This window comes from Streptomyces sp. NPDC048483, from assembly GCF_040651455.1.
Lineage (GTDB): Bacteria > Actinomycetota > Actinomycetes > Streptomycetales > Streptomycetaceae > Streptomyces.
This window is the reverse complement of the sequence record NZ_JBEZJZ010000019.1, coordinates 68353-91122: the sequence shown is the minus strand read 5'-3', so window position 1 is coordinate 91122 and position 22770 is coordinate 68353. Positions and strand designations below refer to the sequence as shown.

20 protein-coding genes and 1 pseudogene are annotated in these 22770 nt (G+C 71.9%); 10 read left to right on the top strand and 11 right to left on the bottom strand.

The genetic code is table 11. The features are described from left to right. Positions 1-35 precede the first annotated feature (35 nt). A complete protein-coding gene (locus tag AB0D04_RS13190) occupies positions 36-2966 on the bottom strand; it encodes an FAD-binding and (Fe-S)-binding domain-containing protein (RefSeq protein ID WP_362702439.1) in 2931 nt (976 codons plus the stop codon). Between the two features lie 32 nt (positions 2967-2998). Continuing rightward, positions 2999-3457 (bottom strand): MarR family transcriptional regulator, encoded by a 459-nt coding sequence (locus AB0D04_RS13185; RefSeq protein WP_362702437.1) that lies wholly within the window; start codon positions 3455-3457, stop codon positions 2999-3001. Between the two features lie 96 nt (positions 3458-3553). Between AB0D04_RS13185 and AB0D04_RS13180 the strand changes: the two genes are divergently transcribed. Continuing rightward, on the top strand, positions 3554-5443 hold the full coding sequence (locus AB0D04_RS13180; protein ID WP_362702435.1) for an ABC transporter ATP-binding protein: 1890 nt from the start codon (positions 3554-3556) through the stop codon (positions 5441-5443). A gap of 84 nt (positions 5444-5527) precedes the next feature. After that, the gene (locus AB0D04_RS13175; protein ID WP_362702434.1) at positions 5528-5926 is read left to right on the top strand and encodes a DoxX family protein; all 399 of its coding nucleotides are present in this window, start codon (positions 5528-5530) and stop codon (positions 5924-5926) included. Positions 5927-6011: 85 nt separating this feature from the next. Here the strand turns inward: AB0D04_RS13175 and AB0D04_RS13170 are convergent, their stop codons facing one another. Next, positions 6012-6482, bottom strand: coding sequence for a beta-galactosidase small subunit (locus AB0D04_RS13170; RefSeq protein WP_362702433.1), 471 nt, complete (start codon positions 6480-6482; stop codon positions 6012-6014). 162 nt (positions 6483-6644) lie between these two features. Here AB0D04_RS13170 and AB0D04_RS13165 point away from each other — a divergent pair. Then, positions 6645-7471 (top strand): annotated as a pseudogene (locus tag AB0D04_RS13165) (transposase); the annotation flags it as partial. A 325-nt stretch (positions 7472-7796) separates the two neighbouring features. Here AB0D04_RS13165 and AB0D04_RS13160 read toward each other — a convergent pair. Then, a complete protein-coding gene (locus AB0D04_RS13160; RefSeq protein WP_362702431.1) occupies positions 7797-7985 on the bottom strand; it encodes a twin-arginine translocation signal domain-containing protein in 189 nt (62 codons plus the stop codon). Between the two features lie 232 nt (positions 7986-8217). Here AB0D04_RS13160 and AB0D04_RS13155 point away from each other — a divergent pair, with 232 nt between their 5' ends. After that, a complete protein-coding gene (locus tag AB0D04_RS13155) occupies positions 8218-8808 on the top strand; it encodes an NUDIX hydrolase (RefSeq protein WP_362702429.1) in 591 nt (196 codons plus the stop codon). Here AB0D04_RS13155 and AB0D04_RS13150 read toward each other — a convergent pair. From AB0D04_RS13150 to AB0D04_RS13130, 5 genes are all read right to left on the bottom strand, one after another. Further along, complete coding sequence (locus AB0D04_RS13150) at positions 8699-9457, bottom strand: hypothetical protein (RefSeq protein WP_362702427.1); 759 nt, start codon at positions 9455-9457, stop codon at positions 8699-8701. The two genes, AB0D04_RS13155 and AB0D04_RS13150, sit on opposite strands and share 110 nt — an antisense overlap. A 61-nt stretch (positions 9458-9518) precedes the next feature. Then, a complete protein-coding gene (locus AB0D04_RS13145) occupies positions 9519-10913 on the bottom strand; it encodes a hypothetical protein (RefSeq protein WP_362702425.1) in 1395 nt (464 codons plus the stop codon). A gap of 157 nt (positions 10914-11070) precedes the next feature. Next, entirely contained in the window at positions 11071-11757 is a 687-nt protein-coding gene (locus tag AB0D04_RS13140; RefSeq protein ID WP_362702424.1) for an LUD domain-containing protein, read from the bottom strand. Next, entirely contained in the window at positions 11754-13256 is a 1503-nt protein-coding gene (locus AB0D04_RS13135; RefSeq protein ID WP_362702423.1) for a lactate utilization protein B, read from the bottom strand. The genes AB0D04_RS13140 and AB0D04_RS13135 overlap by 4 nt, the downstream gene beginning before the upstream one ends. Then, positions 13253-14086 (bottom strand): (Fe-S)-binding protein, encoded by an 834-nt coding sequence (locus tag AB0D04_RS13130; RefSeq protein ID WP_362702421.1) that lies wholly within the window; start codon positions 14084-14086, stop codon positions 13253-13255. Before AB0D04_RS13130 ends, AB0D04_RS13135 begins: the two co-directional genes overlap by 4 nt. A 155-nt stretch (positions 14087-14241) precedes the next feature. Here AB0D04_RS13130 and AB0D04_RS13125 point away from each other — a divergent pair, with 155 nt between their 5' ends. The 6 genes from AB0D04_RS13125 to AB0D04_RS13100 all read left to right on the top strand — a co-directional run bounded on the left by AB0D04_RS13125 (position 14242) and on the right by AB0D04_RS13100 (position 21017). Next, positions 14242-15543 carry an MFS transporter gene (locus AB0D04_RS13125; RefSeq protein ID WP_362702482.1) on the top strand — a complete coding sequence of 434 codons (1302 nt, stop codon included), beginning with the start codon at positions 14242-14244 and terminating at the stop codon, positions 15541-15543. A gap of 735 nt (positions 15544-16278) precedes the next feature. Beyond that, positions 16279-17061 (top strand): MHYT domain-containing protein, encoded by a 783-nt coding sequence (locus AB0D04_RS13120; protein ID WP_362702419.1) that lies wholly within the window; start codon positions 16279-16281, stop codon positions 17059-17061. Positions 17062-17244: 183 nt separating this feature from the next. Next, the gene (locus tag AB0D04_RS13115) at positions 17245-19608 is read left to right on the top strand and encodes a nitrate- and nitrite sensing domain-containing protein (protein ID WP_362702417.1); all 2364 of its coding nucleotides are present in this window, start codon (positions 17245-17247) and stop codon (positions 19606-19608) included. Next, positions 19605-20021: a roadblock/LC7 domain-containing protein gene (locus AB0D04_RS13110; protein WP_362702416.1), complete on the top strand. Its 417-nt coding sequence runs from the start codon at positions 19605-19607 to the stop codon at positions 20019-20021. Before AB0D04_RS13115 ends, AB0D04_RS13110 begins: the two co-directional genes overlap by 4 nt. Before the next feature lie 11 nt (positions 20022-20032). Continuing rightward, positions 20033-20410, top strand: a complete 378-nt coding sequence (locus tag AB0D04_RS13105; protein WP_362702415.1) for a DUF742 domain-containing protein — start codon at positions 20033-20035, stop codon at positions 20408-20410. Beyond that, entirely contained in the window at positions 20391-21017 is a 627-nt protein-coding gene (locus AB0D04_RS13100) for an ATP/GTP-binding protein (protein WP_362702414.1), read from the top strand. Before AB0D04_RS13105 ends, AB0D04_RS13100 begins: the two co-directional genes overlap by 20 nt. On the opposite strand, the gene AB0D04_RS13095 is transcribed toward AB0D04_RS13100, so the two are convergent. Both AB0D04_RS13095 and AB0D04_RS13090 read right to left on the bottom strand, forming a co-directional pair. Further along, a complete protein-coding gene (locus tag AB0D04_RS13095; RefSeq protein WP_362702412.1) occupies positions 21018-22124 on the bottom strand; it encodes an NAD(P)-binding domain-containing protein in 1107 nt (368 codons plus the stop codon). Between the two features lie 106 nt (positions 22125-22230). Next, positions 22231-22755, bottom strand: a complete 525-nt coding sequence (locus AB0D04_RS13090) for a VOC family protein (protein WP_362702411.1) — start codon at positions 22753-22755, stop codon at positions 22231-22233. Positions 22756-22770 lie beyond the last annotated feature (15 nt).

Genomic DNA, 22770 nt, shown 5'->3' with positions numbered 1-22770 from the left:
CGGCCCTCCGCACGGGCGGGCCGCCCACGCCGGCGTCATACCGGCCGGGTGGCCCGCTCCAGCGCCATCAGCACCGAGTGGTACCCCCGCCCGCCGGTCGCATGATCCATCCCCACCTCGCACATCCGGTTCGCCGACAGATGCGCATCGAAATGCCGCGCCGTGACCTCGGCCGCTTCCTTCTCCGTCGCCGACTCCGTCAGCTCCCGGTGCAGCATCCCCCGGTCGCCGGCGAACGCGCAGCAGCCCACGTCGTCCGGCACCACCACCTCCCGCGCACACGCCTCGGCCACCTCCCGTAGCCGGCTCTCGTCCCCCAAGTGCTGCATGGAGCAGGTGGGATGGAGCACCGCGGAGTCGACCGTGCGCCGGATCTCCAGGTGCGGCAGCAGTTCCTCCGCGGCCCAGACGACGGAGTCGACGACGGTCAGCTCGGCGTGCAGCGCCCGGTTGTCCGGGGTCAGATACGGCACCACCTCATGGGCCAGGCCGAGTGTGCAGGAGGACGCGTCCACGACCAGCGGCAGCCGCCCGCCGGCCGTCCAGCCCCAGGCCGCCTCCACGATGCGGTTGGCCATGACCCGGTTGCCGTCCTCGTACCCCTTGGAGTGCCAGATGGTGGCGCAGCACGTACCGGTCACATCCGGCGGGATCCACACCGGGCGGCCCGCCCGCCGCGAGACCGCCACCACAGCCTGGGGGAGCGAGGGGCCGCGGTAGCCGGCCGGTTCGCCGAAGATGCGGTTCACACAGGCGGGGTAGTAGACGGCGGCCGCCCCCGCCTTCGGGGTGACGGGCAGGGTGCGGGCCGCGGCGCCGGGGATCTGCGGCAGCCACTCGGGGACCAGGTCGGGGCGTACGGCCCTGCGGGCGGCGCCGGTCACCGCTGTCAGCAGCCGGTCGCCGATCCGGTCCGCGGCCGCGACCGCCAGGCGCGCGGACCGCTCCACGGCCTTGAACCGCCGGGCCAGCTGCGCGGCCGCCCACTCCTCGCGCGGCGAGTGCCGTCGGTGCCGGAAGTCGCGCATCATCGCGCCGGTGTCGATGCCCACCGGGCAGGCCAGTTTGCAGGTCGAGTCGCCGGCGCAGGTGTCCACCGCGTCATAGCCGTACGAGGCCAGCAGCTCCTCGGTGACCGGTGATCCGGGTGGCTGGCGCATCATCTCCCGGCGCAGCACGATGCGTTGGCGGGGCGTGGTGGTCAAGTCCTCACTGGGGCAGGTCGGTTCGCAGAAGCCGCATTCGATGCAGGGGTCGGCGACCGCCTCCACCTCCGGGATGGTCTTCAGCCCGCGCAGATGGCCCTTCGGATCGCGGTCGAGCAGCACCCGCGGTGCGAGAATGCCGTGCGGATCGACGACCTCCTTGATCCGCCACATCAACTCCGTTGCCCGCGGCCCCCATTCGAGTTCCAGGAACGGCGCGATGTTCCGGCCGGTCGCATGCTCCGCCTTCAGCGAGCCGTCGAACCGCTGGACGGCCAGCCGGCAGAACTCGTCCATGAAGGAGGCATAGCGCTCCACATCCCCGGGCTTCGCCGCGTCGAAGGCGAGCAGGAAGTGGAGATTGCCGTGCGCGGCGTGCCCGGCGACCGCCGCGTCGAAGCCGTGCCGGGTCTGGAGTTCCAGGAGCGCGGCGCAGGCGTCCGCGAGCCGGGACGGTGGCACCGCGAAGTCCTCGGTGATCAGCGTCGTCCCGGCCGGCCGGGAGCCGCCCACCGCCGTCACAAATGCCTTACGGGCCTTCCAGTAGCCGCCGATGGTGCCCGCGTCCCGGGTGAAGGTGTTGGTGACGGACGCCACCGGCGCGACCAGCTCCAGACCCTCCCGTACCCGCGCGGCGGCCTCTTCGTACGCCGCCTGCGCGGGCTCGTCGGGGGCCCGGAACTCCACCAGGAGCGCCGTGGTCTCCTTCGGCAGCTGTGCCCAGTCGGCCGGCACACCGGGCACCCGTACCGAGGCCCGCAGCGTATTGCCGTCCATCAGTTCCACGGCCCGCGCGCCCGCTTCGTTGAAGGCCGGTACGGCCGCGGCCGCGGCGCGGAGCGTGGGGAAGAACAGCAACGCGCTGGTGGTGTACCGGTCCAGTGGCAGGGTGTCGAAGACGGTCTCGGCGATGAAGCCGAGGGTGCCCTCGGAGCCGACCATGAGTCCGCGCAGGATCTCCACCGGCGTGGCGCCGTCGAGGAAGGCGTCCAGGCGGTAGCCGTTGGTGTTCTTGATCTCGTATTTGGCGCGGATCCTGGCCACCAGTTCCCGGTCCGCCTCGATCTCCGCCTTCAGCGCCAGCAGCCCGGCGCACAGCGCGGGCTCGGCGTGCGCCAGCTCCTCGTCGGCAGCCGGGTCCGCGGTGTCCACGATGGTGCCCGACGGCAGGACGAGGGTGAGCGAGGCCAGCGTCCGGTAGGAGTTACGGGTCGTCCCGGCCGTCATCCCCGAGGAGTTGTTGGCGACCACCCCGCCCAGCGTGCAGGCGATCGCGCTGGCCGGATCGGGGCCGAGCAGCCGGCCGTACCGGGCGAGGCCGGCGTTGGCCCGCAGGACCGTCGTGCCCGGCCGGATCCGGGCGCGGGCGCCGTCGTCCAGCACCCCGATGCCGGTCCAGTGGCGGCGTACGTCCACCAGGATGTCCTCGCCCTGCGCCTGGCCGTTGAGCGAGGTCCCGGCGGCACGGAAGACGACATTGCGGCCCTTGCCGTGCGCGTACGAGAAGACCGTGGAGATGTCGTCGACGTCCTCGGCCAGCACCACCACCTGCGGAACGAAGCGGTACGGGCTGGCGTCCGAGGCGTAGCGGACCAGGTCGGAGAGCGTGTGGAGCACCTTGTCCGGGCCGAGCAGCGCGGTCAGGTCGCCGCGCAGCGGCTCGGGGGTGCCGGACGCGCGCCGGTCGGTCACCCGGTCGGGGGCGGGACCCGTGGTGGCGGTGGGCCGCAGGGCCTCGGGCTTGGGCTCCAGCAGGGGCATGGCGGGCACTCCTCCGATGACGGTGCGTCAGGTCAGTGCGGTTCACCCGGGCCGTCGACCAGAGTGGACAGCAGGCCGCCGAGCACCTCGCGCTGGTCGGCGGTGAGTGGAGCCAGGATCTCCTCCGCCGCGGCCCGCCGCGCGCTGCGCAACGCGCGCAGGGTGGACCGGCCGGTGTCGGTCAGCTCGATGCGTACCACCCGGCGATTGGCCGGATCGGGCACCCGGCGTACCGCCTCCTGCGCCTCGAGCGCGTCCACCAGCGTCGTCACCGCCCGGGGGACGACCTCCAGCCGCTGGGCGAGGTCGGCCATCCGGGGCGGGGTGTCGCGGCAGTGGCCCACGATGCGCAGCAGCCGGGACTGCGCGGGGGTGAAGGCGATGTCCAGGTGCGCCAGGTGGCGCTTCTGGGCGCGTTGCATCCGGCGGGTCAGCCGTACCAGCTGCTCGGGGAGGTTGGCGCTGACCGTCGTCGGCTCAGGGGTGGGCATGTCCCGAGGGTAGCAGGACATGGTTCATTGTGAGCTTAGGTAACAATGAGCTAAGCTCCGTAAAGTTCCGTACCCTCTCACCCCTCGTAGGAGCCCATGCGCAGCGACGAACCGCACTGGACCCCGCCGCCCAAGGACCCGGACGCACCGGTCCAGCTGCGGCGGATCCTCTCCCTCTTCCGCCCCTACCGCGCCCGGCTGACCCTGGTCGGCCTGCTCGTCGGCGCCTCGTCCCTCGTCTCGGTGGCCTCGCCGTTCCTGCTCCGCGAGATACTCGACGTCGCGATACCCGGCCGGCGCACCGGACTGCTCACTCTCCTCGCGCTCGGCATGATCGCCACGGCGGTCACCACCAGCGTCTTCGGCGTGCTGCAGACCCTGCTGTCCACCACCGTCGGCCAGCGCGTCATGCACGACCTGCGCACCGCCGTCTACGCCAAGCTCCAGCGGATGCCGCTGGCGTTCTTCACCCGCACCCGCACCGGCGAGGTCCAGTCCCGGATCGCCAATGACATCGGCGGTATGCAGGCGACGGTCACCTCCACCGCCACCTCCCTGGTCGCCAACCTCACCTCGGTCGTCGCGACCATCGTCGCCATGATCGCCCTCGACTGGCGCCTGACCGTCGTCTCGCTGCTCCTGCTGCCGCTCTTCGTCTGGATCAGCCGCCGGGTCGGCAACGAACGCAAGAAGATCACCGCCCGGCGGCAGAAGCAGATGGCGTCGATGTCCGCGATGGTCACCGAATCGCTGTCCGTCAGCGGCATCCTGCTCGGCCGCACGATGGGCCGCGCCGATTCCCTCACCCAGACCTTCGCCGACGAGTCCGAGCGCCTGGTCGACCTGGAGATCCGCGCCAGCATGGCCGGCCGCTGGCGGATGGCGACCATCGGCATCGTCATGGCCGCCATGCCCGCACTGATCTACTGGGCGGCCGGCCTGGTCCTCCAGCTCGGCGGCCCGAACTTCTCCCTGGGCACCCTGGTCGCCTTCGTCACGCTCCAGCAGGGCCTGCTGCGCCCCACGGTCTCGCTGCTGTCCACCGGCGTCCAGATGCAGACCTCCCTCGCGCTCTTCCAGCGCATCTTCGAATACCTCGACCTGCCGGTCGCCATCACCGAGCCCGCCGAGCCGGTGCGCCTCCCGTCCCCGCGCGGCGAGGTCCGCTTCGAGAACGTGACGTTCTCCTACGACCCCGAGGCCGCCCCGACGCTCGACGGCATCGACCTGACCGTCCCCGCCGGCGGCAGCCTCGCCGTCGTCGGCCCCACCGGCAGCGGCAAGAGCACCCTCAGCTATCTGGTGCCACGGCTCTACGACGTGACCGAGGGCCGGGTCACCCTGGACGGCGAGGACGTCCGCGGCCTCGCCTTCGACACCCTCGCCCGCTCGGTCGGCGTGGTCTCCCAGGAGACGTACCTCTTCCACGCCTCGGTCGCCGACAATCTCCGCTTCGCCAAGCCCGACGCCACCGACGAGGAGATCGAGCGTGCCGCCCGGGCCGCCCAGATCCACGACCACATCGCCGCCCTCCCCGACGGCTACGACACCCTCGTCGGCGAGCGCGGCTACCGCTTCTCCGGCGGCGAGAAACAGCGTCTCGCCCTGGCCCGTACGATCCTGCGCGACCCGCCCGTACTCGTCCTGGACGAGGCCACCAGCGCCCTGGACACCCGTACCGAACACGCCGTCCAGCAGGCCATCGACGCGCTGTCGAAGGGCCGCACCACCCTCACCATCGCGCACCGTCTCTCCACCGTCCGCGACGCCGACCAGATCGTCGTCCTGGACTCCGGCCGGATCGCCGAGCGCGGCACCCACGACGAACTCCTCGCCGCCGGGGGACGGTATGCGGCCCTGGTACGGCGCGACGCCGACCGGGCACCGGGGGACTCCTCGGCCGCTCCGGCGTCTCCGGCGTCTCCGGCCGACGAGGGTGACGCATACCTCACCCCGGCCGGCGATCAGGTGATGACCGCTAAGTAACTCGCGGGTAAGGTCATCCCCGCGGCGGCCAGTTCAATGGTCGGGGCGGCCGCCGCACCCACTCGTCTCTCCAGGGAGTCCGCCGTGGCCGACACCGCCCGTTCCGCCCGCCTCCTGGCCAAGCTGCTCGCCGGTGCCGGGGCCGCCCACTTCCTCGTCCCGAAGCCGTTCGACGCCATGGTGCCCCGGCGGCTCCCCGGCACCCCGCGCACCTGGACCTACGCCAGCGGCGCCGCCGAACTGGCCGTCGCCGCCGCCATCGCCCTGCCCCGCACCCGCCGCGTCGGCGCCCTGGCCGCCGCGGGCCTCTTCGCCGCCGTCTTCCCGGCCAACATCAAAATGGCCCACGACTGGCGCCACCGCCCCGCGCCCCTCAGGGCCCTCGCCTATGGACGCCTGCCCGCCCAGGCACCGCTCATCGGCTGGGCCCTGCACACCGCCCGCGCGGCCTCCCGCGAGACCGCGCCGACGGCGCAGCCGTAGGGCGTTGACCGCACGCCGCTTCGCCTCGGCGGCCGGTGGGCGGTACCCGGCCCCCTTGAACGACGCCCGCCTGCCGGATACCCGGTCACGCCGGCGACAGCCGGTATGCGCAGCTGTACGTCCGGTCCGCGTGGAGGAGATATTTCTCGAGGGGTGGCGCGCCCCATGAGTCGTTGCCGCCCACGCCCATCTGCCGGTGGTTCACGTCCAGTTGGGTCTTGGCGCGGCGCTCGAGCTCGTACGGGTGCCGGGGCCCGTCGAGGTCGGTGGGGGTGTGGTGCAGGGCACTCAGTTCCAGGAGCGGGGCGTCCTTGCCGGGTTCGGCGGTCACCTGCAGGCCGATGCCGTCCCGGTCCGTCAGGGTCGCGGTGCGGACGTCGGTGACGTTGCCGGTCTGCTGCGGGCGGACGCAGGGGCCGTACTGGGCGTCGACGGTGGTGCGGTAGCGGCCGACGAAGGCGCCGGTGTGGCGGTCCCAGTAGTTCTCCTGGGGGCCGCGGCCGTACCGGTCGAAGGTGTTCAGGCCGGCCGGGACGGTGAGCAGGGCGCCGACCATCGGCAGGCCGGGGAGCAGCGGACCCGGCCGCAGGGTGTGCCGGGGGAGGGCGAACTGCTCGGCGGCGACGCTGTGTCCGGCGTCCGCCCCGCGACGGGGGTGAGCCGGCCCACAATGATCAAGAACTCTCCATTGTCAGTCCTCCCAGATAGGTTGGCGGACATGGCGGCGGTGGTGCAGACGGCGGGGGGGGGTTCCGGGCATGCCCGGTTCACCTTCCGTGTGCGCGTGTCGTCCGGTGCGCGGTCCGCACTCGAAGCGGAGTGGGCGCGGTGAATGGGGTCTCCCCTGCTCGAGCGGAGCCGAGAGCTTGGGGAAGGGTGTGGAACGAGTGCGTGGCCAAGTCCCAGGCCGTCCACCTGCACAACAGGGACAACCCTGAGGGCAAGCGCACGTGCGGGCCGGTCCAGCTCGCGAAGATGCTGACCGAGGCACGGACCGCTACGCCGTGGCTGCGTGAGGGGGCCGGTGTTCCTCAGCAGCAGTTGATACGTGACTTCGGCAAGTCGCGGGCGAAGGCGTTGAAGGACGTCAGGGCCCACTTGCCGATGCGGCAGCGGGCTGGGATGCCCCGGTACAAGAAGAAGCGTGAGGCGCTGCCGACGCTGGAGTACACCCTGCGCGGCTTCCGGTTGAAAGACGGTCGTCTGCACCTCGCCGGCGGCATCGTGCTGACGGTGGTGTGGTCGCGGGACCTTCCCAAGCCGCCTTCCCGTGTGCGCGTGTACCGGGACAGCATCGGTCACTGGTACGCGAGTTTTGTGGTGGCGACGAGGACGGAGCAGCTTCCCGCGACCGGGGCCGTGATCGGGATCGACTGGGGTGTGAAGGAGACCGCGACCACCACATCCGATGCCCACGACCTTCCCCATGCCCAGCATGGCAAGACAGCGGCGCAGAAGCTTGCCCGATACCAGCGGATGATGGCCCGCAGGAAGCCGAAGAAGGGGCAGGCCGCCTCGAACGGCTACCGGGAAGCGAAGCGGCAGCGGGTGCCCCAGTCCTTGGGCACGGTGAAGGAGCGGCGGTACGAGCCGACCGGGTTGAAGCCCGCCGGGACATGCGGCGGTTCGGGGTCTCGTAGCCGATCCACGCGTATCTGACATTGAGGTGGATCGGCTCGGGACAGCCCTCGATCTCCCAGTGGGAGGGCACGGAGATCCGGTCCCAGCCGCTGTCGTCGTGGCCGTCCGCGGCGAAGTCCGTGGGCCGCTCGTCCGGATTCTTCGACCAGTGGAAGCGCCAACTGCCGTTCAGGGAACGGTAGTAGGGGGAGTCCGCCACGATGCCCGCGAGCGCCGATCCGGTGTCCTGCTACGGGATGAGCTGGGCGCGGGCCGGCTCACGGTTCAGCTGGAAGACCCGTGGCCGGGCGTTCCACTCGCCGTCGTCGTCGGCGACCTCCGCCGCGAAGGCCAGTTTCTGTGCGGAGAGAGCGGCCCACCCCGCAAGTGCGGTGCTGGTGACAAGGAACGACCGGCGGCTCGGACGGTGTGCGTTCATGCGACAGCTCCGAACGTAAGGCAACAGGAACCAGCAGGGTCGAACGTCTGCGCGCCCACGGTAAGACCCTCGTACGCCACGTGTGTGCCACCCGTACGCCACTTTGCCGCCCCTCGCACCCCACTTGCCCGCCCGCCGGGCTGCCGCGACCGGTCCGCCCGCAAGGCATCGCCGGTACGGTGGACGTCCGCTCGGGCCCAGGAGCCCGTCCCCTTGGAACGCGAGATGTCTGATGAATCAGCCCGCAGCCCACACCTACCTGGCCTCGGCCGTGGTGGTGCACCACGCGCGCGTGTTGATCGTGCGCCGCAGCTACAGCGAACGCTTTCTGCCCGGTGCGTGGGGCGTACCGTGCGGCAAGCTGGACCGTGGGGAGTCCGCCGCGAGCGGCGCCCTGCGGGAACTGAAGGAGGAGACCGGACTCCTCGGCGCCATCGTCACGCATACGGGATCGTCCAGCTTCCTGAGTGACTATCAGGGGCGGCGCGTCCGCAACCACCAGGAGAACTTCGCCGTCCGTCCGCTGACCCTGGACGTGGTGCTGCCCAGCGCCGACCAGGCCTACCTCTGGGCGCGGCCGGCCGAACTGGCCGGGATCGGGGTCGACGCATACAACCTGGACGTGATCCGCCAGGCCCTCGGCGGGCGGCTGGATGCGTCCGGCTTCCGTACCGCGACGGCGGCCGGCTCCCTGCGCTTCGCGCCGGCCGGGCTCAGTAGCCCAAAGAGCATGCCAGAGCGTCGAGTTCGGCGAGATAGGCGGCCGCAGCCAATGGAGTCTTGGGCGGCGGATCCGGCCGCTCGGCGCCGCCACCACTCCTGACGTAGACGTCGGTCACCGAGCGCTGCGCCGCGGTCTCCAGGAACAGCGTCACGGTCGGCTCCTCGCTCACCACACGGTGGAGCGCCCGGGCATCGAGGCCGTAGCTGCTCCCGGCGCCGTACCGTTCGTCGCGCACCAGCCGCAGCCGGGCGTGCCCGATGCGCCGCAGCCGCCATGCGCCGCCGGGACCGTCGATGGTCTCCCGGTAGGCGATCGCGGGCACACCGGCCCCGGTGTCCGCGACCGGCCCGTACCCGACGGGCCTGTATCCATCCGGCTCGTACCGGACCGGTTCATAGCACTCCATCCGGACCCGGCCGCGCACCACCGCCGAGGCGATCGCGCAGCGGTGGTTGTGGATGTCCTCGGGGGCCTGACCGGTCCCGCCGTGCCAGAAATGGACCCGCAGCATGTAGCGCGGCGCTCCGCCCAGCAGCAACAGCTTGTCGAAGCCCAGGACATGGCGGTACGAGAGGCGGAGGCAGCCGGGGAGATCCTGATTGCCGGCGGATAATCGGCGCGCCAACGGGCCGAGCGAGTCCGGGCGTGCCAGCCGGGCGATCGCCTCCCGCGCCGCCTCGGGGGACGGCGGCCGCGGCCCGCCGCCCAGCCGGTCCGCCAGCAGCCGCCGGGCTTCCTCGACCTGCATGCCTGCCTCCCGTTCACCGGCGCCGCCGACCGCCGGCGGGCCACCGCACGCTCGGCCGCCCTTACGGCCGGTGGACCATCAGCGCATGCCGGCGCAGCACCGACAGGCCCTGATACGCCATCCACACAGGGTGGCCCATGGGCCCGTCGTCCCACCGCCACACCCCGCCTCGCTGCATGCCGTGCACCCGCGCCACGGCCGCGGTCAGCTGGGCCTCCCACACCGGCAGCCCCGCACCGTCCGCCGCGACCCGCCGCGCCCCGTCCGTCATCAGCGCACGGGCCACCCAGGCGGCCGTGAAATGCCGTACCGACAGCAGCTCTTGATGCAGTGGGTCCTCCTGGCCCGGCCGTCGCACGTCCTCCTGGCAGTTCTCCAGGTTGGCCGCGCCGCTCGCCAGCAGCCAGCGCAGCCCTTCCTCGCGCACCGCGCGCTGCCGCTCGTCCTCGCCCAGCACCTGCGCCGCCCGGTCCAGCGTCACCACCGCCCGTGCGGTGTGCGCCGCGGACGGCGCGGGATTGCGGCGCCCGGTGGCCAGCGCCGCGCCCCAGCAGCGGTGGTTGCCGCGTACCGGATCGGCCGTGGCGCCGTTCACCAGCACCCTGCGCAGCCCGCCCAGCGCGGCGGAGCCGGGCGCGGCCCGCAGCAGCCCGCGCAGCACATTCGTCACCACGTAGGTGTTGGCCAGCCCCGGCGCATCGTGCTCCGAGTCCAACAGCGCCTCGCAGGAGCGGACTTCGGACTGCAGCAGCCGCGGATCGGCACCGGCCCGCGCCAGTGCGCCCAGCACGATCGCGGACACCTCGGGGCGCGCCCCGCCGCCCTGCGAACGCGCGGCCCAGCCACCGCCGGGCAGCCGCAGCCGCCACAGCGTCTCGGCGACCTCACCGACCCGTATTCGGCCGTCGAGCGGCGCGATGTCCAGGAGGAGATGCAGACCGTAGGCCGTGCCGAACGCAGTGGGATACACCGGCGGATGTATGGGCGGATCGCTCTCGGCGAGAGAGTGCGGCCAGCCCGTGAGCGGCCCGCTGCCGGGCACATCGATCACCGACAGGCCGCGCCGCAGCGCTTCGTACGCACCGTCCATCAGCTCCGGCAGCGGACCGACCGGCGACGGCGCGGGCGCGGCCACCGCGGATCGCGCGCCGGCCGCGGCGCGGGCATGCAGCAGCGCGGCCGCGAGCCAGACCACCGCACCCACCCCGACACCGGCCGTCGCCGCCACGCCGTACCGCGCCGCCTCGCCCGCCAGTTGTGACGGCAGAACCCCCAGCAGCGCCTGGAACACCGCGAACGCTGTGGCCGGCGCGCCCAGCCGCCCGAGCCAGATGAGCAGCCGGGAGGGAGCGGCAGCGGGCGCACCCGAGGGCGACGGCGACAATCCGGGCTCCGGCGCGGGCGTCCCGCCGCCCGCCCGCGACACCTGTGGTCGTACGCGCTGCCGCAGCATCATCTGCTCCCTCCCCCCGGACGGCGCAACCCCGCACCGCATGCGCGGATGTGGCATCCCGATCAGTGTAGAAGTCCCCACTGACAGCGGGGTCGCACACCTGTTCCGACGGACGGAGCGCCGCGCCCTGCGTCTCCGCCCACCCCGCTCTCTGCCCGCTCTATGCCCGCTCCGCCCTGTGCCCGCCCGGGGAATCGGCCGTGCCGTCCCCCAGCAGAATCACCTCCAGGGTCCGCGGACCGTGCACCCCCTCCACCCGGTCGAGCTCGATATCGCTGGTCGCCGACGGGCCGGAGATCCAGGTCAGCGGCCGGCCGGGCGACAGCCGCGGCAGGGCCTGCGGCACCGAGCCGACGACCTGGTCCGGGACACGGACGACGCAGATGTGGTGGTCCGGAATCAGGGTGATCCGGCGTCTGCCCTGCTCGGGCCCCGCGTCCAGGACGATGGTGCCGGTCTCCGCGACGGCCACCGCACAGCCCGTCACCACACTGTCCACGGCATCGAGTTCGTGTGGCGTACTCGCGGCACGGTCCTCGACGAGGGCAACGGGGGAGGCGGCCAGCCACACCGCATCCAGCCCCGTCGGCACCACCACCGTCCGCGCGCCGCGCTCCGCCAGCAGCCGGCCGATCAGCGTAGCCAGCCCCTCGGCGTCGCTGCGGTGCACGACCGCCCGGTAGTCCGCGAGGTTCTCGGCGAGCAGATCGACGCTCTGCGCGGTCGTCCGCGAGCCGTGCACTCGCCGGTAGCCGCGCTCCACCGGCGGACCGCCCGGCCCCTCGCCGCCCGGCACATCCGCCAGCGCCCGCCGCACCCGCCCCAACACCACGTCCCGGCTGCTCACTTGGCACCCCCTGGCCGCTCCGAGGACGGCGTACCGTCACCGCCCCCACCGCCACCGCCACGGGTGCGCTCCCACCAGTCGCGGAAGGACTCGGCCGGTACGGCCGGCAGATCGCGGGTGTCGGACCAGGCACGCCCCGGCCCCGACAGCCGCCTTGTGCGGGTCATCAGGCGCATCCCGGCACGGAGCGCGTGAGGATGCGCCAAGATCCAGCCCGCCGCCCGCATCGCGGCCCGCTCCGCGGCGTGTCCCTTGGCCGGCTTGAGGACCGTACGCTCCCCGCGCCGGGTCACCGGACCGCCCTCCACCACCCGCTCCCGCAGATGCACCAGCACCTCGGGGATGTCGATGGCGACCGGGCAGACCTCGTAGCAGGCCCCGCACAGCGACGAGGCATAGGGCAAGGAAGCCTCCAACGGCCCTGCCATACCGCGCAGTTGGGGAGTGAGGATGGCGCCGATCGGGCCGGGGTAGGGCGAGCCGTACGCATGCCCGCCGGCCCGCTCGTACACCGGGCAGACGTTCAGGCAGGCCGAGCAGCGGATGCAGCGCAGCGCCTGCCGTCCGACGGTGTCGGCGAGGGTGTCGGTGCGCCCGTTGTCGAGCAGGACCAGATGGAAGGTCCGAGGACCGTCGCCGTCCGTGGTGCCCGTCCAGGTGGAGGTGTACGGATTCATCCGCTCGGCGGTGGACGAGCGGGGCAGGAGCTGCAGAAAGATCTCCAGGTCCTGCCAGGTGGGGACGATCTTCTCGATGCCGACGACGGAGATCAGTGTCTCGGGCAGGGTCAGGCACATCCGGCCGTTGCCCTCCGACTCGACGACCACCAGGGTGCCGGTCTCCGCCACCATGAAGTTGGCGCCGGAGATCCCGACCTTCGCCGACAGGAACTTCTCCCGCAGATGCCGCCGCGCGGCCTCCGCCAGCTCGGCGGGGGAGTCGGACAGCCCTTCGGGTGCCGGACGTCCCCAACTCCCCATCTCCTCAAGGAAGATGTCGCGGATCTCGGAGCGGTTGCGATGGATCGCCGGGACCAGGATGTGCGACGGCAGATCCTTGCCGAGCTGCACGATCAGCTCCGCCAGATCCGTCTCGTACGCACGGATCCCGGCCTCGGCCAGCGCCTCGTTCAGCCCGATCTCCTGCGTCGCCATCGACTTGACCTTGACGACCTCGCGCTCGCCGGTCTCCTGCACCAGCCGGGTGACGATCCGGTTGGCCTCGTCCGCGTCGGCCGCCCAGTGGACCTGCCCGCCCGCCGCGATGACCGCCGTCTCCAACTGCTCCAGATAGTGGTCGAGATGGCGCAGCGTACGGTCCTTGACGGCGGCGCCCGCGGTCCGCAGCTGCGCCCAGTCGTCCAGCTCCGCGACGGCCTTGGCCCGCTTGTCGCGGATGGTGTGGGTGGCGTGCGTGAGATTGGCGCGCAGCTGTGTGTCGCGGGTGGCGGCCGCCGCGGCCCTGGGGAACGCGGGCATGCCCAGATAGGTGCCGCTCATCGCCCGCTCCCTTCCGTGCCGGCGGCCGAACGGGTCCCGGCCGGATGGCCCGTCGCACCATCCTCCACCGGGCTGTCCTCAGCCGGACTGTCCTCCGTACTGGCCAGGATTTCGGCGATATGGACCGGGCGGACCGGGGAGCCCTGCCGCGCGAGGGTGCCGCCGATGTGCAGCAGGCAGGAGTTGTCGACCGTGCAGACGGCCTCGGCGCCGGTCCCGGTGATGTGACGGACCTTGTCGGCGCCCATCGCCGCCGAGACCGCCGCGTTCTTCACCGCGAAGGTGCCGCCGAAGCCGCAGCACTCCTCGGCGCCCGGCAGCTCGCGCAGCTCCAGCCCCTTGACATGCGAGAGGAGTCGTCGCGGGCGGTCGCCCAGCCCGAGCATCCGCAGACCGTGACAGGTGGGGTGATAGGTGACGGTGTGCGGGTAGGAGGCGCCGACATCCTCCACCTTCAGGACATCCACTAGGAATTCGGTCAGCTCGTATGTTTTCGGCACTGCGAGCGCCGCCGCGTCGGCCAGCTCCCGGCCGCGTCCCTCGGCTGCCGCCTTCGCCCCGATCCGCGGGTAGTTGTCGCGCACCATGGCCGCACACGAACCGGACGGGGTGACGACGTACTCGTAGTCCTTGAAGGCCCGGTCGAAACGGCGTACCAGCGGCTCGGTGGCATGCCGGTAGCCGGTGTTGAACTGCGGCTGGCCGCAGCAGGACTGCTCGGCGGGGAATGCGACCTCCACCCCCAGGCGTTCCAGGAGGGTGATCACCGCCTGTCCCGTCCGCGGGTGGAGCGTGTCGTTGATGCAGGTGACGAACAGTGCTACGCGCACGTTGCCAGCTCCTTACGCACGTTGCCGTCTCCTTTCGGGCCGCCGCGTGCTCTGGCGGCCATCCGCCGCACCGGTGGATGATCACCTGTCGGATCATCCTGCCCCAGCAGCAGGCCCAGGAGAAGGACCGGGAGAAGGTCGGGAAGCGGAGGACCATGCCGAGCGCACAGGACATCACCAAGGACCGGGCGCCCACCGGCGGGCGCCCGCCGTCACAGCTGCGGCAACTGGCCGCCGCCTCCGTGGGCAATGCCGTCGAGTGGTACGACTGGTACGCGTACTCCTTCCTGGCGGCCTACTTCGCCGAGCAGGTCTTCCCCAAGAGCAGCGGCAACTCCCTGGTGCCGCTGCTGTCCTCCTTCGCGGTCTTCGCGGTCGGCTTCTTCATGCGGCCGGTCGGCGGGCTGCTGATGGGCGCGGTCGCCGACCGCCGCGGCCGGCGGCCGGCGCTGACCCTCACCATTCTGCTGATGGGCGGCGGCAGCCTGCTGGTCGCTCTCACCCCGACCTATGCGAGCGCCGGGGTGCTGGCGCCCGTCGTCCTGGTGATCGCCCGGCTGGTGCAGGGCCTGTCGGTGGGCGGCGAGTTCGCGGCCTCCACGACCTTCCTCGTCGAATCGGCCGGCCCCGGCAGGCGCGGGTTGTTCTCCAGTTTCCAGTACGTCTCGACCAGCATCGGCCAGCTGCTGGCCTCCGGGACGGCGGCGCTGCTCGCCGGGCAGCTCAGCGAGGGGCAGATGGGGCAGTGGGGCTGGCGGGTGGCGTTCCTGGTGGGCGCGCTGCTGAGCCTGCTCGGGCTGTGGATCCGGCGGGGCGCGCAGGAGACCCAAAGTGCCGAACAGGAGGCCGAGCGGCCCGGCCTCTTCGAGGCGCTGCGCCGCTACCCCCGGCAGTCCCTGCTGATCTGCGGCATTACCGTCGGCGGCACCATCGCCTACTACACCTGGACCACCTACCTGCCCACCTACGCGCAGGTCAACGCGGGCTTCGACAAGGGCGATTCGCTCACCATCGGCACCATCTCGCTGGCGTTCTTCGCGCTGCTGCAGCCGCTGGGCGGCCTGCTCTCGGACCGTATCGGCCGTAAGCCGCTGCTGCTCGGCTTCTCCCTGGGCTTCGCCGTCCTGGCGGTGCCGCTGCTGCACCTGGTCTCCGACGCATGGGTGTCGCTCCTGCTGGTGCAGTGCGCGGGCATGGTGCTGCTGACCGGTTATACGGCGATCGCCGCGGCCGTGAACGCCGAGGTGTTCCCCGCGCGCGTACGGGCGGCCGGGATCGGCTTCCCGTACTCCCTCACCGTGGCGCTCTTCGGTGGCACCGCCCCGTATGTCGGCACCTGGTTCAAGGAGTCCGGGAACGCCGGGCTGTTCCCCTGGTATGTGGCCGTGCTGTGCCTGGTGTCGTTCGTCGTCTATCTGGTGCTGCCGGAGACGGCACGGCAGGAGCTGGAGAAGTAGGCCACACGGAGAGCGCCGCCACACGCAGAGCGCCGGCATACGGAAGCGCCGCCCCTCCCGGGACAGGGAGGGGCGGCGCCGTGTCATGCGGTCCGTCAGACGAGCCAACCCACGAAGTGGACGACGCAGGCAAGCAGGTTGGTGACGATGTTCATCTGGTGTTTCTCCTTGAGAAAAAGCGTGGTGTGGGACCAACTCTCCGGCCCAGCAAGGGATGTCGGCCGGAGGCGCCGTAACGGTCTGCAGCCCGTCGCTTGCGCCTCGTAAGCATCATCCGAGGCATCGCGTCCGTGGAAGCTTTTTCTGTATCGATCACACTTTCGGACGAACACTCGCGCGTGCGTTCGTTTGTTCCCATGTTTCGGATCGGTGTCGTCCGCGTGAAACGCCGCCGGACTGCCCCCGTTGGTGCCCTTTTTCCCTTTTCGGGGGCGCATAGCGGGATCACGTCCCGTGACGGCCGCGATTTCGCGTGACCTTTCTCATTGCCGATCTTTATTGCCGAAATGGCGGGGGCTGTCATCGGCGCGGAATTGACGCGCAATCAGGAGTGCCGGTGCCGGGTGATGACGGACATTTACCCAGCGATTTCTGCACGGAACTCACCGGTAGTGCCACGCTGCGTGAAATGAACCGTATTCCTTCCCGATTCGATCGCCGGATGTGCACGACCTTCACAAGACGATCACGTGTTAGCGTCCGTCGCCGCGAACCAAACACGCGAAAGGAAACTCCGTGGGCCACATGCACCACTTCAGCGCCGGCTGGGTATCTCCCGTCCTCGCCTATGCGATGGCGTGCGTGGGATCCGCACTCGGGCTGCGCTGCACCGTCCGGGCGCTGGCCGCCGACGGCCGCTCGCGCCGCAACTGGCTGCTGACCGCCTCCGTCGCCATCGGTTCCGGCATCTGGACCATGCACTTCATCGCGATGCTCGGATTCGGCGTCACCGGTACCCCGATCCGTTACGACGTCCCGCTGACCGTGCTCAGCCTGCTGGTGGCCATGGCCGTCGTCGGCGCCGGCGTCTTCACCGTCGGGTACGGCCGCGCCCGGCTGCGCTCGCTGCTGCTGGGCGGCCTGGGCACCGGCGTCGGCGTCGCCGCCATGCACTACCTGGGCATGGCCGCGATGCGACTGCACGGGCACGTCGGCTACGACCTGGGCCTGGTCGTGCTCTCCGACGTCATCTCCGCCGCCGCGTCAACGGCCGCTCTTTGGGCCGCACTCAATGTGCGTGGCGCGGCCGGTGCGGCCATCGCGTCCCTGGTGATGGGCGTCGCCGTCACCAGCATGCACTACACCGGAATGGCCGCCGTACGCATCGATCTGGAGCCCTCCCGCGCACCGCTGGCCGGCGCCACTCCCATGGAATTCATCTTTCCCCTGACCGTGGTACTCGGCTCTTTTCTCTTCCTCACCGTGGCCTTTGTCGCATTGTCGCCGACCGCCCGGGAGCGTGCCGCAGCAGCCTCCGCGCAATCGTTCCACGATGCCGAACTCCCCATTTTTTCCTGACACCTTGAGGATTTCATGCACGCACCGCAGAACCCGGACCATTCCGGGCCCGAGGGGGGTACACCACCGCCCAAGTCCGGTAATTCAAGAGGGAATTACCGCGCCCATCGGGCCCCTCACCAGACGTCCCACCGGACCCCTCACCGCATGCCCCGCCGCCGGCTTCGCCTGACGCCCCGCCTCATGCCCCGGTCCGTACGCTCGAAGATCGTCGCTCTGTTGATGGTCCCCGTGGTCTCCCTGATCGCCCTGTGGGCGTTCGCCACGGTCACCTCCGCGCGGAGCGTCTCCGACCTCGACCGGCGCAAGGAGATCAACACCACCCTGCTGCTGCCGGTCGGTGACTTCGTCGCCGCCGTACAGGACGAGCGCAGCGCCGCCGCGCGCGCCGTCGCCGCCCCGAGCGCCGCACGGCAGCAGGCCCTGCGCGACCGGCAGCGGGCCACGGACGCCGCCGCGACCGCGCTCCGCAACGGTGTCAACGCGGGCAGCGCCGACGCGGAGGGCGTCGACCCCGATCTGCCCGGCCGGATCGACCGCCTGATCCGCGACGCCGACGAACTGTCCGCGCTGCGCGGCCGGCACGACACCGGCAGCACCGCTCCGGACCGTACGGCCGGCCGCTACACCGACGTCATCGGCCACGGCCACGCCGTCGTCGGCTCCCTGACCGGCCTGCAGAACACGGCCGGCTCCTCGGAGCTGCGCGTCGTCCTGGAACTCGCCCGCGCCCGCGAGGCCGTCGCCCGCGAGGACGCGGTACTCGGCGCCGCCCAGGCGTCCGGACGGATGTCGCCCGCGCAGCTCGACGCCTTCACCGGCGCCGTGTACACCCAGCGCACACTGTTCGCGCACGCGGTCGACGACCTGCGCCCCGCCGACGCCGCGGCCTACCACCGCATCCTGAACGGACCGGCCTACCGCGACCTCCGGTCCGCCGAGGACGCCGTACGGCACGCCGGCGCGGGCACCCCCGCCGCCAAGGCCGTCGCCGACACCCGCTGGAGCGAGACCAACGGCACGGTCCTGCGCGAACTGCGCGCGGCGCAGCGGTCGGCGGCCACCGGGCCCGCCCGCACCGCCGAACCGCTGTCCCTCGACACCCTCGGCGGCTCCGGCATCGCGGTGGTCCTGGGACTGGCCGGTGTGCTCCTCTCCCTCCTCATCTCCGTCAAGATCGGCCGCCGGCTCGTTGTCGAGCTGGAGGAACTGCGCAACGACGCGCTGCGGGTCGCGGGCCGCGACCTGCCCGAGTCGCTGCGACTCCTGTACGCGGGCAAGCCCGTCGACATCGACGCCGTCGCCCCGCGCGACGGCGACCGCGCCACCGGCCGGGACGAAGTCGGTCAGGTCGGCGAGGCCCTGGTGGCGGTGCACCGCACCGCGCTCAAGGCGGCGGCCGACCGCGCCGAGGCGCTCAGCGGCATCTCCGGCGTGTACGTCAGCCTTGCCCGGCGCAGCCAGCTGCTGCTGCACCGCCAGCTCGCCCTGCTGGACACCATGGAACGCCGCACCGAGGACCCGGTGGAACTGGAGGACCTCTTCCGGCTCGACCACCTCACCACCCGCATGCGGCGGCACGCCGAGAGCCTGATCATCCTCTCCGGCGCCGCGCCCGGCCGCGGCTGGCGCCGTCCCGTACCGCTGCTGGACGTGGTGCGGGCCGCGGTCGCCGAGGCCGAGGACTTCGCGCGGGTCGAGGTGTCCGCCGTCGCCGACGCGCGGCTGACCGGCGGAGCCGTCGCCGACCTCACCCATCTGCTGGCCGAACTGGTCGAGAACGCGGTGATGTTCTCGCCGCCGCACACCAAGGTGCAGGTACGCGCCGAGCGGGTGGGCACGGGCATCGCCCTGGAGATCCAGGACCGTGGGCTCGGCATGGGCAAGGAGGCGCTGGCCGAGGCCAACCGCCGGATCGCGGACGCCGACGAGATCGACCTCCTGGACACCGAACAGCTCGGCCTCTTCGTGGTCAACCGCCTTGCCCACCGCCAGAAGGTTCAGGTGGCGCTGCAGCCGTCGGTGTACGGCGGCGTCACGGCCGTCGTGCTGCTGCCCGACGCGCTGCTGGCCGAGGCCTCTGCGGCCGACGGCGACGGGGACGCGGCGGAGCCGATGACCTCGCTCTACCACCGGCGGATGCCCGCCGCGGCGCGGGCACTCGGCGCCCCGACCCGTGAGCGGCACGCGCTGCCGCCGGCACCGCAACGGCCCGTACGAACGGATCCCGGGCCCGGCCCGGAAGCACCCCCGGCCGCACCGGCGGAGCCCGCCCCGGCAGACCCCGACGGCCCCCTGCCCCGCCGCGTCCGCCGGGCCAACCTCGCCCCCGGCCTGCGCAAGGACCCGCCGCAGCGCCCCGACTGGGTCCCGCATCCCGAAGGCACCCCCGTACCCCGCCGCTCCCCCGAGCAGGCCCGCGCCACCATGGCCTCCCTCCGCGCCGGCTGGAACCGCGGCCGCGACGCCGCGGCCGAGCAGCAGCCCGGCGATCCGGACCAGCAGCCGCCCCGTGGCGAAGAAACCCAAGGAGACGAGTCCCGATGACCGCCGACCAGCACCACGCTCACCTCTCCGGTGAACTCAACTGGCTTCTCGACGACTTGGTGTCACGCGTACTGGAGATCCGCTGCGCCGTGGTCCTCTCCGGCGACGGCCTGGCCGTCGGTACGTCCACCGGGCTGACCCGCGACGACAGCGAACGCTTCGCCGCCATCGCCTCCGGCTTCCACAGCCTGGCCAAGGGCGCCGGCCGGCACTTCGCGGCCGGCCAGGTCGTCCAGACCATGGTCGAGCTGGAGGGCGGCTTCCTCTTCGTCGTGGCCGCCGGCGACGGGTCCTGCCTGGGGGTGTTCGGCGACGCCGAGGCCGATATCGGCCTGGTCGCCTATGAGATGGCCCGGCTGGTCAGGCGGGTCGGCGAACACCTCGGCACGCCCGAGCGGGCCGGAGTGGAGTGACCGGGCCGCCCATGACCGACTCCACCCCGCACTGGTACGACGACGAAGCGGGGCCGATGGTCCGGCTCTACGCGATGACCGCGGGCCGGGCCCGGCCCAGCAGCGAGGCCTTCGAGCTGATGGCCCTCGTGGAGGCCGCGTCCCACCCCGCCGACGACACCCCCGTGCTCTCGCCCGAGCAGCACACCATCCTCGCGCTGTGCGGCGAACGGCCCCGCCCGGTGGCCGACATCGCCTCCGACTCCGGGCTCCCGCTCGGCGTGGTCCGGGTCCTGCTGAGCGATCTGCTGGCAGCGGGGCGGATCCACGTCAACCGCCCCGTGCCGCCCGCCCAGTTGCCCGATGCGCACATTCTCAAGGAAGTGATCGATGGACTCCGCGCGCTCTGATGCGCCGAGCCCCGGCCCCTCGGCCGCCGGCTCCTTCATGGCCCTCAAGATCCTGGTGGCCGGAGGGTTCGGCGTCGGCAAGACGACGCTGGTCGGCTCGGTCAGCGAGATCCGGCCGCTCAGTACGGAGGAGCGCCTGACCGAGGCGGGACGCCCGGTCGACAGCCTCGACGGGGTCCAGGACAAGACCACCACGACCGTGGCGATGGACTTCGGCCGGATCACCATTCACGACGACCTCGCGCTGTATCTGTTCGGCACACCGGGCCAGGACCGCTTCTGGTTCCTGTGGGACGAACTGGCGCAGGGCGCCCTCGGCGCCGTGGTGCTCGCCGACACCCGCCGCCTGGCCGACAGCTTCTCGGCCATCGACTACTTCGAGCACCGCAACATCCCCTTCGTCGTCGCCGTCAACTGCTTCGACGGCGCCCGCCCGCACCGCTCCGACGAGGTGGCACAGGCCCTGGACCTCGACCCGGGCACGCCCGTGCTGCTGTGCGACGCCCGCGACCGCGCGTCCTGCAAGGAGGTGCTGATCGGTCTCGTCGAGCACGCGGCGTCGTCGTACGAGGCGCGGCTCCGGGGCGGGGCGCGGGCCGGCTCCTGATCAGCGGGCGGCGGCCGCCGGCTCCCGCTCCAGCAGCCGCCGGATCTCCCGTACGGCGGCCCGGCCCGCCCGGTTGGCGCCGATGGTGCTGGCCGACGGCCCGTAACCCACCAGGTGCACCCGCGCGTCGCGCAGCGTGCGGGTGCCCGCCATCCGGATGCCGCCGCCCGGCTCGCGCAGCTTCAGCGGGGCGAGATGGTCGATGGCGGCGCGGAAGCCGGTCCCGTAGAGAATGACGTCGGCATCGACCGTCTGCCCGTCCGCCCACACCACCCCGGTGGGCGTGATCCGCTCGAACAGCGGCAGCCGCTCCAGCACACCGCTCTCGCGGGCGCGCCGGATGGCCTCCGTCATCGGCAGCCCGGTCACGCTCACCACGCTGCGCGGCGGCAGCCCCTGGCGGACCCGTTCCTCGACGAGGGCGACGGCGGCCCGGCCCTCCTCCTCGCCGAACGGACCCTCGCGGAAGACGGGCGGCCGGCGCGTCACCCAGGTGGTGGCCGCCGCCACCGGCGCTATCTCCATCAACTGCTGCACGGCCGAGGTCCCGCCCCCGACCACCACGACCCGCGCATCGCGGAACGCCTCCGGCCCGCCGTACTGCGCACTGTGCAGCTGCCGCCCGCCGAACGTCTCCTGCCCGGGAAACCGCGGCCAGAACGGCCGGTCCCAGGTCCCGGTCGCATTGATCAGCGCCCGCGGCGCATACGCCCCCTCCGACGTCTCGACCAGCAGCCGCCCGTCATCGCCCGCGCCGCCGCGCACCGCCAGTACGCTCACCGGCCGGTGCACCCGCAGCCCGAAGGTCTGCTCGTAGCCGGCGAAGTACGCGCCGATCACCTCGGACGACGGCCGGTCCGGATCGGCACCGGTCAGCTCCATCCCCGGCAGCGCATGCATCCCGTGCACCTTGTCGTACGTCAGCGTCGGCCATCGGAACTGCCAGGCGCCGCCGGGACGCGGCGAGTGGTCGAGGACGACGAAGTCCTGGTCCGGTACGTAGCCGGCCCGCCGCAGATGAAAGGCGGCGGCCAGGCCCGCCTGCCCGGCACCGATCACCAGGACCTCGACGTTGACCGCGTCCGCTCGCCCGCCGCTGTGGTTCATGCTTCTGCCAACCCGGCGAGGGGGCCGAGTCTTCCCGTCCGGCCGGAGTCTCCTGTCCGGCCGGTGTGCTCCCGTTCTCCCGTTCTCCCGTTCTCCCGTTCTCCCGTCAGGCCGGAATTCCGGCAGCGGCACCGGTGACGAGATCCCCGCCCCACCGCTCCCGCGCCGTCTCGAGGTCCAGCGGCTTGCGCTCGATCTCGGTGTCGTAGGACCACGCGCCGTCCGGCAGCCGCCAGATCAGTTCGAGCTCGATACCGTCCGGGTCCACGGCGTAGACCGACAGATGCGCGCCCTGGTCCAGGCACTGCCTGACGCTGCCCGCCGACTCCAACTTCCCCTTGATGGCGGCAAGTTCATCGACCGTCCCGACCTCGAAGGAGGCATGGACAAGTCCCGGGGGAGTGCCGTCGGCAGGCCGGGCAGCGGCCGATGCGGTCGCCAGCAGGCCCAGGTCGTGATGGTTGGTGGACTCCGCGGACGACCGGAGAAAGACCATGAACGCTGACGGGCCGGGGCCGGTTCGGGGGATGCGGTCCACGACCTTCAGCCCCAGGACGTCCACGTAGAAGCGGGTCGAGGCCTCGATATCGGTGACGGACAGGACCAGGTGGTTCACGCGACGAATCGTCATCGATTTCTCCTCTGG

Coding starts and splice junctions, on each gene's coding strand:
- AB0D04_RS13185 (WP_362702437.1), bottom strand. CDS start 3,457: ATGCCCACCCCTGAGCCGACGACGGTCAGCGCCAACCTCCCCGAGCAG.
- AB0D04_RS13150 (WP_362702427.1), bottom strand. CDS start 9,457: ATGCAGGTCGAGGAAGCCCGGCGGCTGCTGGCGGACCGGCTGGGCGGC.
- AB0D04_RS13115 (WP_362702417.1), top strand. CDS start 17,245: ATGCCCCGGTCCGTACGCTCGAAGATCGTCGCTCTGTTGATGGTCCCC.
- AB0D04_RS13095 (WP_362702412.1), bottom strand. CDS start 22,124: ATGAACCACAGCGGCGGGCGAGCGGACGCGGTCAACGTCGAGGTCCTG.
- AB0D04_RS13110 (WP_362702416.1), top strand. CDS start 19,605: ATGACCGCCGACCAGCACCACGCTCACCTCTCCGGTGAACTCAACTGG.
- AB0D04_RS13105 (WP_362702415.1), top strand. CDS start 20,033: ATGACCGACTCCACCCCGCACTGGTACGACGACGAAGCGGGGCCGATG.
- AB0D04_RS13125 (WP_362702482.1), top strand. CDS start 14,242: ATGCCGAGCGCACAGGACATCACCAAGGACCGGGCGCCCACCGGCGGG.
- AB0D04_RS13190 (WP_362702439.1), bottom strand. CDS start 2,966: ATGCCCCTGCTGGAGCCCAAGCCCGAGGCCCTGCGGCCCACCGCCACC.
- AB0D04_RS13135 (WP_362702423.1), bottom strand. CDS start 13,256: ATGAGCGGCACCTATCTGGGCATGCCCGCGTTCCCCAGGGCCGCGGCG.
- AB0D04_RS13180 (WP_362702435.1), top strand. CDS start 3,554: ATGCGCAGCGACGAACCGCACTGGACCCCGCCGCCCAAGGACCCGGAC.
- AB0D04_RS13145 (WP_362702425.1), bottom strand. CDS start 10,913: ATGATGCTGCGGCAGCGCGTACGACCACAGGTGTCGCGGGCGGGCGGC.
- AB0D04_RS13160 (WP_362702431.1), bottom strand. CDS start 7,985: ATGAACGCACACCGTCCGAGCCGCCGGTCGTTCCTTGTCACCAGCACC.
- AB0D04_RS13090 (WP_362702411.1), bottom strand. CDS start 22,755: ATGACGATTCGTCGCGTGAACCACCTGGTCCTGTCCGTCACCGATATC.
- AB0D04_RS13170 (WP_362702433.1), bottom strand. CDS start 6,482: ATGGTCGGCGCCCTGCTCACCGTCCCGGCCGGCCTGAACACCTTCGAC.
- AB0D04_RS13100 (WP_362702414.1), top strand. CDS start 20,391: ATGGACTCCGCGCGCTCTGATGCGCCGAGCCCCGGCCCCTCGGCCGCC.
- AB0D04_RS13155 (WP_362702429.1), top strand. CDS start 8,218: ATGAATCAGCCCGCAGCCCACACCTACCTGGCCTCGGCCGTGGTGGTG.